This window comes from Mesorhizobium sp. M8A.F.Ca.ET.218.01.1.1 (assembly GCF_004791165.1).
GTDB lineage: Bacteria > Pseudomonadota > Alphaproteobacteria > Rhizobiales > Rhizobiaceae > Mesorhizobium.
The window spans coordinates 145,304-158,366 of sequence record NZ_SRUZ01000012.1 but is presented as its reverse complement, the minus strand read 5'-3'; the positions used below and the strand labels follow the sequence as shown (position 1 = coordinate 158,366).

Annotated in this window: 13 protein-coding genes; 11 read left to right on the top strand and 2 right to left on the bottom strand. The window is 63.4% G+C overall.

Features of this window, described 5'->3' with window-relative positions; genetic code table 11:
- The 6 genes from EN861_RS32270 to EN861_RS32245 all read left to right on the top strand — a co-directional run.
- On the top strand, positions 1–129 hold a 129-nt coding region (locus tag EN861_RS32270), incomplete at its 5' end, for a 2-oxo acid dehydrogenase subunit E2 (RefSeq protein ID WP_135864863.1).
- Positions 130–406: 277 nt separating this feature from the next.
- On the top strand, positions 407–1,393 hold the full coding sequence (locus EN861_RS32265) for an ABC transporter substrate-binding protein (RefSeq protein WP_127872175.1): 987 nt from the start codon (positions 407–409) through the stop codon (positions 1,391–1,393).
- Positions 1,394–1,485: 92 nt separating this feature from the next.
- Positions 1,486–3,189, top strand: a complete 1,704-nt coding sequence (locus EN861_RS32260; RefSeq protein WP_135867584.1) for an iron ABC transporter permease — start codon at positions 1,486–1,488, stop codon at positions 3,187–3,189.
- Positions 3,177–4,256 carry an ABC transporter ATP-binding protein gene (locus EN861_RS32255; RefSeq protein ID WP_127279232.1) on the top strand — a complete coding sequence of 360 codons (1,080 nt, stop codon included), beginning with the start codon at positions 3,177–3,179 and terminating at the stop codon, positions 4,254–4,256. The genes EN861_RS32260 and EN861_RS32255 overlap by 13 nt, the downstream gene beginning before the upstream one ends.
- A gap of 139 nt (positions 4,257–4,395) precedes the next feature.
- Positions 4,396–5,544 (top strand): DUF930 domain-containing protein, encoded by a 1,149-nt coding sequence (locus EN861_RS32250; RefSeq protein ID WP_135867588.1) that lies wholly within the window; start codon positions 4,396–4,398, stop codon positions 5,542–5,544.
- Positions 5,545–5,665: 121 nt separating this feature from the next.
- Positions 5,666–6,715 (top strand): DUF930 domain-containing protein, encoded by a 1,050-nt coding sequence (locus EN861_RS32245; protein ID WP_135867583.1) that lies wholly within the window; start codon positions 5,666–5,668, stop codon positions 6,713–6,715.
- On the opposite strand, the gene EN861_RS32240 is transcribed toward EN861_RS32245, so the two are convergent.
- Both EN861_RS32240 and EN861_RS32235 read right to left on the bottom strand, forming a co-directional pair.
- The gene (locus EN861_RS32240; RefSeq protein ID WP_127279230.1) at positions 6,716–7,390 is read right to left on the bottom strand and encodes an HAD family phosphatase; all 675 of its coding nucleotides are present in this window, start codon (positions 7,388–7,390) and stop codon (positions 6,716–6,718) included. It abuts the gene before it with no gap.
- 101 nt (positions 7,391–7,491) lie between these two features.
- The gene (locus tag EN861_RS32235; protein WP_127279229.1) at positions 7,492–8,133 is read right to left on the bottom strand and encodes a hypothetical protein; all 642 of its coding nucleotides are present in this window, start codon (positions 8,131–8,133) and stop codon (positions 7,492–7,494) included.
- A gap of 192 nt (positions 8,134–8,325) precedes the next feature.
- Between EN861_RS32235 and EN861_RS32230 the strand changes: the two genes are divergently transcribed.
- The 5 genes from EN861_RS32230 to ptsP are packed head-to-tail and all read left to right on the top strand — an operon-like array spanning position 8,326 to position 13,038.
- Positions 8,326–8,763, top strand: coding sequence for a transcriptional regulator GutM (locus EN861_RS32230; RefSeq protein WP_015315467.1), 438 nt, complete (start codon positions 8,326–8,328; stop codon positions 8,761–8,763).
- Positions 8,764–8,816: 53 nt separating this feature from the next.
- Positions 8,817–9,578, top strand: coding sequence for a PTS glucitol/sorbitol transporter subunit IIC (locus EN861_RS32225; RefSeq protein ID WP_127279228.1), 762 nt, complete (start codon positions 8,817–8,819; stop codon positions 9,576–9,578).
- 16 nt (positions 9,579–9,594) lie between these two features.
- A complete protein-coding gene (locus EN861_RS32220; RefSeq protein WP_135867582.1) occupies positions 9,595–10,599 on the top strand; it encodes a PTS glucitol/sorbitol transporter subunit IIB in 1,005 nt (334 codons plus the stop codon).
- Between the two features lie 24 nt (positions 10,600–10,623).
- A complete protein-coding gene (locus EN861_RS32215) occupies positions 10,624–11,004 on the top strand; it encodes a PTS glucitol/sorbitol transporter subunit IIA (protein WP_135867581.1) in 381 nt (126 codons plus the stop codon).
- A gap of 57 nt (positions 11,005–11,061) precedes the next feature.
- Entirely contained in the window at positions 11,062–13,038 is a 1,977-nt protein-coding gene (gene ptsP, locus EN861_RS32210) for a phosphoenolpyruvate--protein phosphotransferase (RefSeq protein ID WP_135867580.1), read from the top strand.
- The last annotated feature ends 25 nt before the right edge of the window (positions 13,039–13,063 follow it).

Here is a 13,063-nt window from a genome sequence, read left to right as displayed (position 1 = left end):
GTCAAGATCGCCACCGTGATGTCGGTGACGCTGTCGACCGACCATCGTGCGGTTGACGGAGCGCTGGGGGCCGAACTCTTGGTCGCCTTCAAGAAGTTGATCGAGAACCCGATGGGCATGCTGGTCTGAACGGTTTTCCGCGCTGCCTTCGGAGTATGCCGGCAGCGGAAAGCGGGTTGACAGCAGGAGCCCGCCTCCCGCTCCGTTGAGGCTGTTCGTTGCGATGTGCCCGGGGCCTTCCCGGCCCCACTCGAGGCTGCCAGACAGCCTCTCTTTCCTGATGAATGCGATCTGATCCGGACGCTGACACTCAGTGTCATCCACCAGTCATATGGGCCGTGCAGGGAGAATATGGAAACCGGCCAGGATGCCGGTCGCTCATGCACAGACAGGATCAGGAGGTCTCATGAAGACGCTATTCATCAAGCTGCTGGCCAGCCAACTGGCGCTCGCCGCAACTTTGTTTGCCGGCGTGGCAAATGCCGAAACGCTGACGCTCTACACATCCCAACCCGAGGCGGACGCGGCCAAGACCGTGGATGCCTTCAAGAAGGCGCAGCCCGGCATCGACGTTACCATCTATCGCTCGGGAACCAGCGACATCCTGACCAAGATGGCGGCCGAATTCGCCGCGGGCAGCCCGCAGCCCGACGTGCTCCTGATCGCCGACGCGGTCTCGATGGAGCTGCTGAAGAAGGATGACCGGTTGATGGCCTATCCCGGGGCCAAGCTCGACGGTATCGATGCGGATGCCTATGACGCCGACAAGACCTATTTCGGCAGCAAGCTGATCACCACCGGCATCGTCTACAACACCGCGGCCGCGCAAAAGCCGGAGCATTGGGCAGACCTTGCCAAGCCGGCCTATGCCGACGGCCTGGTCATGCCGAGCCCGCTCTATTCGGGCGCTGCCGCCTACCTGCTTTCGGGCTTTGTCGGCGACGCTAACTATGGCTGGGATTTCTTCCGGAAGCTGAAGACCAACAGCACCGTCAGCGTGCGCGGCAATGGCGCGGTGCTGAAGTCGGTGGCATCGGGCGAGAAGCCCTATGGCATCCTCGTCGACTTCATGGCGATGAACGCCAAGAAGAAGGGCTCGCCGGTCGAGTTCGTTTTCCCCAGCGAAGGCGTGCCTGCCGTGACCGAGCCGGTCGCCATCATGAAGACCGCCAAGAACGTCGATGGCGCGAAAAAATTCGTCGACTTCATTTTGTCCGATGAAGGCCAGAAGCTGGCGCTGTCGATGGGCTATCTGCCGGCGCGCGCCTCGGTCGGCCGTCCCGACTGGCTGCCGGAAGGCGTCAAAATCAAGGTGATGCCGTTCGACACCAAGGCCATTGTTGCCAAGACTGACGCCGACAAGGCAAAGTTCTCGGAACTGTTCGGCGGCTGAGCCGACAGTCAGGCGAGATGCCGTTTCCACGGCATCTCGCCAGTTCCGGCGAAACGTGATCGAATCGATCGACCGATCCCAGGAAACCAATCATGTCGGCACGAATCAGGGAAAGCCGGGGCCAGGAAATGGCCCTGACGGCGGCGGTTGCCGTCGTCATTGTGCTGCTTTCGCTGCTGCCCATGCTGCGCCTCGTCAAGGAGATCGCGGCACCCGGCGGCGTCTTGACGACCGTGGCCGTGGAGGCCGGGCTGAGAAGCCCGGCAACCTGGATCGCGACCTGGCACACGCTGGTCGTCGGCATTGGCGGCACTCTTCTGGCTGTGCTGTCGGGCACGCTGGTGGCCGTGCTGGTCTCGCTGACCGACATACGTGGCCGAAGCGCCCTGGTGCTCTGCTACGTCATGCCGCTGCTGATCGCGCCGCAGGTGACGGCGCTGGCCTGGCTGCAACTGTTCGGCCCGGCGAGCCCGTTCCTAAAACTGTTCGGGGCAGCGCCGCCGCTCGGCACGAAGAACCTGCTCTATTCGACCTCGGGCATCATCCTGCTGCTTGGCGTCCAATACGGCCCGCTGGTCTTCCTGCTGGTGCGTGCCGGCCTGCGCAAGCTGCCGCGCGAACTGGTCGAGGCGGCGCGCGCCGGCGGCGCGAACTGGTTCACCGTACTGGTCACCATCGTGCTGCCCTTGATGACGCCGTCGATCATGGCGGCGGCCGCACTTGCCTTCGTCTCCTGTGTCGGCAATTTCGGCATTCCGGCGTTTCTCGGCATTCCCGCCAACTATCTCGTGCTGCCGACGCTCATCTATCAGAAGCTGGCCGGCGGCGGTCCGGCGGTGCTCGGCGAGACCGCGTTTCTGTCGGTGCTGATCGGCATCATCGCCATGGCCGGCATCCTCGCCCAGGAGGGGATGAGCCGTCGCCGCGACTACCGTATTTCCTCGACATCGCTGCCGTCCGAACCTTATGAGCTCGGCCGCTGGCGGCCGGTCGTCCAGGCCGGCATGTGGCTGCTCATCCTGCTGGTGCTGGTCCTGCCGCTGTTCGGGCTGGTGCTGACCTCGCTGGTGCCGGGCTACGGCATCGCGCTCACCGCCAAAACGGCGACGCTCGACAATTACCGTTTCGTGCTGTTCGAGCATGATGCCGCCAATCGCGCCTTCTTCAACAGTTTCTGGCTGTCGATCGTGGCTGCTTTCTTCGCGGTTATCGTTGCCGTGCCGGTCGGCTATCTCATCGCCTGGGGCAAGCAGCGCTGGGTGCGGCTGCTCAACCTGTCGGTCGAACTGCCCTATGCCTTGCCCGGCGTGGTGCTGGCGATCGCCTCGCTGCTGTTGTTTCTCAGGCCGATCCCGCTGACCGGCATCCAGCTCTACAACACCGTCTGGATTATCCTCTACGCTTATCTCGCCCGCTTCCTGGTGCTGGCGCTGCGGCCGACCATCAGCGGCTATCATCAGATCGACCGGGCGCTGGAGGAGGCCGCACAGGTGGCGGGCGCCGGCCTGTTCACGCGTATGCGCACCATCATCTTTCCGCTCGTCGCACCGGCGGCGATCGCCGGCGGCCTCCTGATCTTCATGACGGCGCTCAGCGAACTCACCGTCTCGGCGCTGCTGTGGTCATCGGGGGCCGAAACGATCGGCGTGGTGATGTTTTCCTTCGAGCAGGGCGGTGATTCCAACTACGCGGCGGCGATGTCCGTCATCACGGTCGCGGTCACCTTCGCGCTGATGCTGGTGACCAACCTGCTTGCCCCTCATCTTCCGAGCGGAGTTCTGCCATGGCGCGACTGACGCTGGACCATGTGACCAAGAGCTTCACCGATTTCGATGCCGTGAAGGATGTCTCGATCGATGTCGCTGACGGCCAGTTTCTGGCGGTGCTCGGACCTTCCGGCTGTGGCAAGACGACGTTGCTGCGGCTGGTCGCCGGTTTCGAGAAAGTGACTTCGGGCGAAATCCGCATCGGCGGCGAGGTCGTGTCGGGCAAGGGCGGCAGCGTCGCGCCGGAAAAGCGGCGTGTCGGCATCGTCTTCCAGAACTATGCGCTGTGGCCGCACATGAGCGTCGCCGAGAATATCGGCTATTCGCTGAAGGTGGCCAAGCTCGACAAGGCCGTCGCGCGTCAAAAAGTGGAAGACGCGCTCGCGCTGGTCAATCTGCAGGGCCTTGGCGAGCGCAGGCCGGCCAATCTCTCCGGCGGTCAGCGCCAGCGCGTGGCGTTGGCGCGTTGCCTTGTCGCCGCGCCGTCGCTGGTGCTGTTCGACGAGCCGCTCGCCAATCTCGACGTGCATCTGAGAGCCTCGATGGAGGACGAGTTCGCCGCCTTTCACAAGCGCACGGGCACGACCATCGTCTACATCACCCACGACCAGGCCGAGGCGATGGCGCTGGCCGACCGTATCGCGGTGATGGACCACGGACGCCTGGCGCAGCTTGCGACGCCGCGCGAACTCTATCATGAGCCGGCAAATGAGATGGTGGCCTCCTTCATCTCGCAAGGCATCCTGCTGCCAGCGGATGTGATGACGAGCGAAGACGGCGGCCGTTGCAAGGTCAGGGTTCTCGGAACCGAACTGGTGGTCCGCTGTCGGCCTGGCGAGCGGCCACGCGCCGGCGCCAGGATATGCTGCCGATCCGCTGATATCGAGCTTTCCGCCGATGCCTCGGGCTTCGACGGTCTCGTCAAGCGGGCGATCTACCAGGGAGGTGCCGCGCGCATAGAATTTACGCCTGCTGCCGGTCCCGACCTGACCTTGCGTTTCGAGCAGCCCGATCCGGTCGTGCTGGAGAACGGTGCGCAGGTCCGGCTGCGCATAAGATCCGGCTGGCTGATCCCTGCCGCGGGAGCCGCCGCATGACTTGCTCGGCGGGGTGAGTCGCGACTCGTAACGCAGGCCCGCGCGTGATCATCCTGATCACCAAGCTGTCAGCGACCAAATTGCGCCAATCCGATCCCTATGCTTGAAGCCGCCGCTATTTCATTCCACATCGGTCAGGATGAACGAGGCACGAGAACGGCGTCGGAATATGTTGTGGGGTATCCCCGCATCACTGATCCTGCACGTGCTTGTCGCGGCGCTCCTGGTGTATGGCGTGCCCCCACGTCCCCAACAGCCGCGAGAGGAACAGCCGGTCAATGTCGCGATCGTGCCTCCGCCCGATCAGCCGAAGCCGAAACCTGTTCCCCCACCGCCAAAGCAGCCCAAAGTCGAAAAGCCGCCGGAACCCAAGGTTCAAAAACCGCCCGAGCAGCCGCCCAAGCCGGTGAACATTCCGGTTCTGAAGCGCGTTTTTCAATATGGCGAAAAGGATACGGGGCCTGAGAAATCTCTCGACGGCGGCAGCGCTCAAGCCAATGCACCGCTGCCGGCCAAGGATGAGGCCGCGAAGCCGCCAGTCGAACCGAAACCCGCGCCGACCCAATCCGCCGCGCCTGCAAATCCCGAGCAACAGGCAGCCTCCAACAAGGCCGACGAGAAGCCGGCAACCGACGTGCCGGACGAAAAACCCGCGCAAAGCGAGAAAAAGGAGGAGACTGAAGACACCGACAAACAGCAGGCGACGCCGCAAGCCGGCGAAAAGCAAGCGGTCGTGGCGCCAAAGCCATTGGCTGCCGAGGCCGCCGACAAGCCGGCGCCTCCATCCTCGGAAGAAAAGGCAAAGCCTAAACCCGCAAAGCCGATGAAGTTCAAATCCGCAACAGCCTTCAAAGCCCCAGGCGGGAAGGCGGGAAGGTCAAATCCCACCAACACCGAGGCTGCGGGATCGCCGATCTACTCCGGCCTTCCGGGCGTCAGAAAGCTTTACTCGCAAGGCGCAACCGGCAATGCGCTGGCCACAAGCTCCATGGACAACGTGCCGCGCGATCAGCGCGTTGCCAACCTTTGCGGCAACGTTCTGGACCAGGAATTGCAAAGTGCTGATTATTCGCCCAAATGGGTGCCAACCATTCCGCTGAAGCTGGGCAACGTCCTTAACCCTCCGCATGCCGCCTTCAGCACCAGAACCCAATGGTACAGTCTGAACTTCCGGTGCGAGGTCGACGCTGATGCGACGAGGGTCCTGTCTTTCAACTTCCGTGTTGGGTCATTGATCCCGCCCGGCGAATGGGCCAGCCGTGGATTCACTAAGTATCCGCTAAATTAGGCCGGCACGCCGAGCCGGGGCAATCGCCGGTCATCCAGGTCGCCAAGCTGTCGGCGGTTAAATAGCGCCAATCCAGTGCCCGTGCTTGAAGCCGCCGCGATTTCATTCCACATCGAAGGTGATGAAGGACGAGGGACGAGAACGGCGTCGGAATCTGTTGTGGGGCGTGCCCGCATCGCTGATCCTGCACGTGCTCATCGCGGCGATCCTGATATATGGGCTGCCAATCCCTCCCCAACAGCTGCGGGAGGAGCAGCCGGTCAATGTCGCGCTCGTGCCTCCGCCCGATCAGCCAAAGCCGAAACCTGTTCCGCCTCCACCGGAACCAAAGGTAGAAAAACCGCCTGAGCAGAAGGTTGAGAAACAGCCTCCGTCGGAAAAGCAGGCGCAGAAGCCCCCGCCAGTGGAGGTCCTGAAGCCCGTTTTTCAGTTCGGCGACAAGGATACCGGCCCGAGGAAATCCCTGGATGGGACCAGCGCTCAAGACAGCTCGCCATTCCCGGCCAAGAATGAGCCTTCGAAGCCGCCGGTCGAACCGAAGCCGGCGGAAAACCAGCCTGCCACACCACCAGACTCCGATCCAGCCAAGGACGCGCAGAAGCAGGCAGCTTCAACCGAGGACGTGGATAAACAACAGGCAGCCAACCCGGAGGCAGAAAAGCAGGCGGGGCTCGAAGCCGCCAAGCAACAGGGCGCGCTATCAACGCCGTTGGCTGCCGATGGCGACGTCGAGCTTCCCACATCAGCCGAAGCGCCAAAGCCCAAACCAGCAAATGCGCCGAAACCCAAGGTCTCGAAGTCCGCATCGCAGCGCGACTCGGGCCTTCCGGGCGTTCGCAAACTCTACTCGCAGGGTGCCACTGACGATGCGTTGGCCACGACCTCGATGGGTGGTTTGCCGCGCAGTCAGCGGGGAGCCAAACTTTGTGCCAGTGTGTTGCAGCAGCAATTGCTGGACGCCTCTTACTTTCCCGACCTGATCCCAAGTGTCCCACTTAGAGCGGGCAATGTTGTTGACGGCTCGGATGTAGCCTTCCGCACCACAACTGCCTGGTATCATCTGGGCTTCCGGTGCGAGGTCGACACCAATGCGACGAGGGTCCTGTCCTTTAATTTCCGTGTGGGGCCAGTGATCCCGCGCGACCAATGGGCCCGCCTTAGGCTTTACTAGCTACGCCGGTACACCGAGCCCCGACAATTGCCGGCTCACTTCACTCCAGTCGGCGCAGACGAAATCGGCACCGGCGGCCATCAGCCGTGCGGCATGCTCCGCATAAGTATGTCCGCCACCTGTATAGCCGACCGCCGTCATGCCGGCGGCAACCGCGCCCTGGATGCCGAAAGGCGAATCCTCGATGACGACGCAGTCGGCCGGACTGGCGCCCATCGCCGCCGCGGCGAACAGGAAAATATCAGGCGCGGGCTTGCCGTTCTTGACCATCGAAGAGCTGTAGATCGCATCGCCGAAGAACCGCGCCAGCCCGGTGATGGCCAGGCTGTGGTTGATGCGTTCGACGGAGGACGACGAGGCAACGCAGCGGTCGCCGTCGAGCGTCTCCAGGAATGCGGCGATTCCCGGTGTCGGCTTCAATTCCTGCGAAAACAGGATCTTGGTCTCGGCCCAGATATCGCTGTCGGCGGCCGCGGGAAACTGATGGCCGGTCAATTCCTTGATCCTGACGATGATGTCGGCCTGTTTCATGCCGACGCACTGCGCGATGATGCCGCCGTGAACGCCCGGCATGCCATGCTTTTCATAGACGCGCTCGTAGGCCCTGGCGGCCAGGGGCTCGCTGTCGACGAGAACGCCGTCGCAATCGAAGATGATGGGCCTTGCTCGCGCCACGCGCTTGTCTCCTCAACTCAAATTTCGCACATCGCTATCGGCAAAAAGTCAGATGTTCAATAGCGCGGTGTTTTTTGGGGACATGCGAAAACCGGCGATGCTCAAAGCTGGCGCAACACGTCGCTGGCGCGGGAGGACCTCAGTGCCCGTTGCATGGCCTGCCGCGACTGCGCGCGGTCGGGCGTGATCCAGTTTGGCTCCGCGCCCAGGAAGCGGTCGAGGAACGCCACGGCATAGGCCGGGATTTCGGTGACGTTCTCGCGATAGGACCACCAGGTGCGCAGGTCGTCGGCGCATTTGTCGATACTGGGCGCCGAGCCGAACTCCTGCTCGTAGATGGCCGAAATCACCGAGACGCAGTAGTTGGTGTAGAGAAAGCCTTCCGGCCAGAAGCGGATGATGTCCAGCGTGCCGGCATTCTGATCCGTTTCGACGAGCTGGGTAAGACCGGAGATCTCCCTGGCCGGCGCCTGTTTTATCAGTTCGCGCAACACAAGGCCGGCGGCAAAGACGATGAAGTCGGCCCGGTCGATCGCGGCAAACCGCTTCTGCGCTTCCATGACCTCGACCCAGTCGAGAAAAGCCCGCGTCAGCTTCGCCTCGTCGATTTCGAAGCGTACGCCGAAAGTGTCCGAGACCACCTTGGCGCTGCCACGAAAGGTGGCGCGGAACCAGCGCAACTGCCGCAGCCGGTGGCGCAGGTCGGGCATGAGGGCCAATTCGTCCCTGAAGGGCAGTTCCATTGTATGCATCCCGTTTCACGACAGGCTAGCACAGCCGTGCCGCCGCCGAAATCGGCCGACGGCCCTGTGGATGACCGAGGTCGAGGTCAATATCATACATATTGACATTCGCGGAAACAAATGTTCTCACTTTGCTGTTGTTGCGTGCCGGTCCAAGGTGCGCCTCGACTGAGGCTTCGGGAGGAGAACCGAATGGCGATTTGGCAGTGGGGACTGCTTCTGCTGGTTATTGTGTGGGCGTTGCAGTCGCTCGGCGTCTGGCTGCAGATGCGGCACTATTCGGATGTCTTCCGGGGCGTCACTGACCAATACAAGGACGGCTTCGTCGGCGCAGGCAATTTTCGCGGCCGATTTGCCAAGGGGACCATCGCGCTGGTCGTGGTGACGCCTGACCTGATCGTGCGCCGGATGATGGTGATGAGCGGCCGTTCCGTGTTCACCAAATTCAAACGACATGAAGAATTCGAGGGTGTTCCCCTCGATCGACTCCGGTCCAACCCTGCGATCATGGGGGAGGGGGAACCCGGTGTGGCCGAGGCCGTGAAGCGGGCGATCGAACAGATCGACAAAGCACGGTCGGAGCCGGGGAAGAAGCCGGGCCTGGCCGGCTTGAACGTAGCAAGGGCATAGAGGAGGCCGTGCGCCGACTGGGACCACCCGGCGGGCCGGCATAAGGAGGAGAAATGTCTGTATTTTCGTTGTTGGCGCAGCATGCCGACATGGCCGTGCACAATCTGCATGTCGCGGGTGCCATGGTTTCGGATGCTGCTTTGCATGGTAAGCTCGCCGTCGAGCATGCTTCCGACCATCTCGTTGTCCTGGCGCAGGCCGACAGCGGGCCGATTACCGTCGATCAATTCAAGGAAAAGCTGAAGGACGTCCAGCAGGAAGAGCAGCTCGGCTGGCTGACCGCCATCGGCAAGTACTTCATCGGCATCTTCCAGAAGGGCGGCGAAGTGTTCGCCGGCTTCGTCACCGGTATCATCCCGACGCTTGTGGTGCTTATGACCGCCTTCTATGCCGTCACCGAACTGGTCGGCGAAGAGCGCGTGCATGGCCTGGCGCGCGGTGCCGGCAGGATCGCGCTGACGCGCTACACGCTGCTGCCGCTGCTGGCTGTGTTCTTCCTCACCAATCCGATGGCCTATACGTTCGGATCGTTTCTGGAAGAGAAGCACAAACCCGCCTTCTATGACGCGGCGGTCTCCTACGTGCATCCGCCGCTCGGCCTGTTCCCGCACATCAACCCCGGCGAATATTTCGTCTGGGGCGGCATTCTGGTCGCGCTGCTGGAGCTGGAAAAGAAGGGCGCCGTCGTCGCCGGTTACCACGTCAAGGTGGCGATCTGGTACGCCATCGTCGGCCTGGTCGTCATTCTGCTCAAGGGCATGCTGACCGAGCGCATCACCGCCATCATGGCACGCCGTCAGGGCGTCGAGCTGTAAGGGCGGGGAGGACATCATGGACAAGACATTCAAAGCCGTAAAGATCTCCCGGGGTAACACAGGCTGGGGCGGCCCGCTCGTCATCGAGCCGACCGCCCAGCGCGACAAGATCGTCTCCGTCACCGGCGGCGGCATCCATCCTGTCGCCCAACTTATCGCCGACATGACCGGCGCCACGGCCGTCGACGGCTTCAAGGCGCCGCCGATCGAAGGAGAGATGGCGGTCGTCGTCGTCGACTGCGGCGGCACCGCACGCTGCGGCGTCTATCCGCGCAAGCGCATCCCGACCGTCAATCTGACGCCGGTCGGACAGGCTGGGCCGCTCGCCCAGTTCATCACAGAGGATATCTACGTTTCGGGCGTGAAGCCGGCCAACGTCGCAATGGCGGACGGATCCGAAGCGGTCACCACTGCGGGGGGAGCAGCGCCGATGAGTTCAAACAACAGCACTTCAGCCGCCGCGCCACAGCCGCTGCCGAGCGAAGGCGGGCTTATCGGCCTGATCAGCTCGATCGGCCGCGTCATGGGCCGTGTGGTCGGCATCTTCTTCAATGCCGGCCGCCGCACGATCGACCAGGTGGTTCGCAACGTGCTGCCGTTCATGGCCTTCGTGACCATGCTGATCGGCCTGATCCTGTACACCGGCATCGGCGACGTGCTGGCGCAGCCGATGGGACCGCTGGCCAACAACATCGTCGGCCTGCTGATCATCTCGGCAATCTGCGGACTGCCGTTCCTGTCGCCCATCCTGGGACCAGGCGCCGTCATCGCGCAGGTCATCGGCGTGGCCATCATCGGCCCGCAGATCGCCAACGGCACGATTTCGCCGGCAATGGCGCTGCCGGCGCTGTTTGCCTACAACACCCAGGTGGGCTGCGACTTCGTCCCGGTCGGCCTGGCGCTCGGCGAAGCCAAGCCGAAAACCATCGAAATCGGCGTGCCTGCGGTGCTCATCAGCCGCCAGATCATGGGTCCGGTCTCGGTGCTGATCGCCTGGGTCGTCTCCCTGATCGTGTTCTAAACACCTGATAACGAGGTTCGCCATATGTCGGTTTTTCTCAAGACACGGGTCACGGCGATAGGACCCGAAGTGGCGGACCTTGCCGAAGGGGGCGTGGTCATCCTGTTCGCGGATGGCTCGCCGCCGGAGCTTGCCGAGGTCTCGGTGCTCCACAAGGCGGAGCTCGGACCCAGTGACGGCGCGCCTCAAAAGGGCGCGTCGATCACCCTTGGTCCGGTTACCGCCGTCATAACCGCCGTCGGCTCCAGCGCCTGGAGCAAGGTCCTCGAGATGGGCCACGTCGTCATCTCGTTCAACGGGGCCACCGAGGCCGAAAGGCCGGGCGAGATCTGCGCATCGCAGATCGATCGCCAAGCCCTCGTGGCCGCCCTGAAAACAGACGCGATCATCACCATCGCCGCCTGAAAGCATTCGCGCCCCGTCCAGTTTGGCTTTGGCGCCCAAAAAAGCAGAGTATTTGCCATGGAACGCTCGACCATCGTCAGAGTGCATGAAGGTTTGCACGCCCGCCCCGCCACACGCTTCGTGAAGCTCGCGAAGGGCTTCGAATCCGATGTCGAACTGGTCAAGGACGGCAAGGCGGTCAGCGCCAAGAGCTCGGTCAAGCTGATGCTGCTGGCGGTCAAGGAAAACCAGGAAGTCACCGTGCGGGCGAACGGCGCCGATGCCATCGAGGCGATCGAGGCGTTGATCGGCTATCTCGAGAACCCAACGGCCGGCCTCGACGACGAAGACACCCACGCTCCGGCGAATGACGCAGGCAAGGAAGCGGCGCCCGCGCCCCAATCCGCGCCGGCGGTATCAGGCGAGGCGAATGGTTTGCGCGGTGTCGCCGCAAGCGAAGGCGTCGCCATCGGACCCGCCTTCGCGCATTTCCCGCCTGATATCGCGGGACAGGGCCGCATGCTGCAGGCAGAAGAAATCGCCGGCGAAATCGACAGGTTCCGCGCCGCCGTCGCCGCCGTCCAGGCGCGCATGGACCGGGCGCTGGCGCAGGACAGTCTGTCGGCCGGTGACCGGGGCATCGTCGCGGCGCTCAGGGATATCGCCGCCGACGACAGCCTGACCGGCGAGGCCGAGAAGGCGATCAAGGGCGGCAATGACGCGGTGTCGGCCACGATCACCGCCGCTTCCACCATCGCCGCCGATTTCAGCGCCGTCGACGATCATTACCTCAATGCGCGGGCCGACGATGTCCAAGCGGTCGGACGGCAGATCTGCCTGGTGCTGCTGGGCCAAGACGACGTCAGCCTCGAAAATATCCCGCAGGGTGCGATCCTGATCGCCGATGATATCGGCGCCTGGGATCTGGCGCGCGCGCCGCTGAAACGCATCGGCGGCGTGGTGTGCGGCCATGGCGGCGCCACCTCGCACATCGCCATCATCGCCCGCTCGCACGGCATTCCGGCGGTGCTGGGCCTCGGCGACAAGATCAATGCCTTGCGCACGGCGCAAGAGGTGGCGCTCGACGGCAACAGCGGCCAGGTGATCATCGACCCCGATGCGGCCACACGCGCCGATTTCGCCGGCCGCGTCGAAGCGGCGGCCAAGGAGCGTGCCGGCCTGACCGCGTTCAAGACGGTGACGCCGAAGCTGGCGGACGGCAGGACTATCGAGGTCGCGGCCAATATCGGCTCGCTGGAGGAGATCGAGGCTGCGCAGGAAGCCGGCGCCATGGGTGTCGGCCTGTTCCGGACCGAGCTTCTGTTCATGCGCCATATGCACCTGCCGTCGGAAGACATGCAGGCCGAGACCTATGCGGCGCTGGCCAAAGCCTTCGCCCCCTATCCGGTCATCGTGCGCACGCTCGACATCGGCGGCGACAAGCCGATCGCCGGCATCGAGTTTCCCGACGAGGAAAATCCCTTCCTCGGCTGGCGCGGCATCCGCATGTGCCTCGACCGGCCCGATATCTTCAAGCGCCAGCTGAGGGCGCTGCTGAGGGCCGCCGTACACGGCAACATCAAGGTGATGCTGCCGATGGTGTCGGATATTTCCGAAGTGACGCGCAGCCGCGCACTGGTCGATGAATGCGCCGCCGAACTCAAGGCCGAAGGCGTGCCGCACGCCACGTTCGATCTCGGCGTGATGATCGAAACCCCGGCCGCGGTGCTGATCGCACCGGCACTGGCCAGGGAGGTGGCTTTCTTCTCGATCGGCACCAATGATCTCACCCAGTACATCATGGCCGCCGACAGGCTCAACCCGACCGTTGCGAAGCTTAACGACGTCACCAATCCGGCCGTGATGTCGGCGATCGAACTGACGGCCAGGGCCGGGGTCGCCGCCGGCATCATGGTGGGCATGTGCGGCGAGGCGGCAGGTCGGCCGGATCTCATTCCGGCCTTCCTGAAGATGGGCCTGACCGAGCTGTCGATGAGCCCGGCCTCGATCCAGCGCGCCAAGAAGACGATCACGGCGATGGCGGCCGGGGAGTAGTTCCTGCGACCGCTGCTGCTGGAGC

Excerpts from the sequence above, each read along its gene's own strand:
- EN861_RS32230 (WP_015315467.1), top strand. The coding sequence starts at position 8,326 with ATGGCGATTTGGCAGTGGGGACTGCTTCTGCTGGTTATTGTGTGGGCG.
- EN861_RS32265 (WP_127872175.1), top strand. The coding sequence starts at position 407 with ATGAAGACGCTATTCATCAAGCTGCTGGCCAGCCAACTGGCGCTCGCC.
- EN861_RS32250 (WP_135867588.1), top strand. The coding sequence starts at position 4,396 with ATGAACGAGGCACGAGAACGGCGTCGGAATATGTTGTGGGGTATCCCC.
- EN861_RS32225 (WP_127279228.1), top strand. The coding sequence starts at position 8,817 with ATGTCTGTATTTTCGTTGTTGGCGCAGCATGCCGACATGGCCGTGCAC.
- EN861_RS32215 (WP_135867581.1), top strand. The coding sequence starts at position 10,624 with ATGTCGGTTTTTCTCAAGACACGGGTCACGGCGATAGGACCCGAAGTG.
- EN861_RS32245 (WP_135867583.1), top strand. The coding sequence starts at position 5,666 with ATGAAGGACGAGGGACGAGAACGGCGTCGGAATCTGTTGTGGGGCGTG.
- EN861_RS32260 (WP_135867584.1), top strand. The coding sequence starts at position 1,486 with ATGTCGGCACGAATCAGGGAAAGCCGGGGCCAGGAAATGGCCCTGACG.
- ptsP (WP_135867580.1), top strand. The coding sequence starts at position 11,062 with ATGGAACGCTCGACCATCGTCAGAGTGCATGAAGGTTTGCACGCCCGC.
- EN861_RS32255 (WP_127279232.1), top strand. The coding sequence starts at position 3,177 with ATGGCGCGACTGACGCTGGACCATGTGACCAAGAGCTTCACCGATTTC.
- EN861_RS32235 (WP_127279229.1), bottom strand. The coding sequence starts at position 8,133 with ATGGAACTGCCCTTCAGGGACGAATTGGCCCTCATGCCCGACCTGCGC.
- EN861_RS32220 (WP_135867582.1), top strand. The coding sequence starts at position 9,595 with ATGGACAAGACATTCAAAGCCGTAAAGATCTCCCGGGGTAACACAGGC.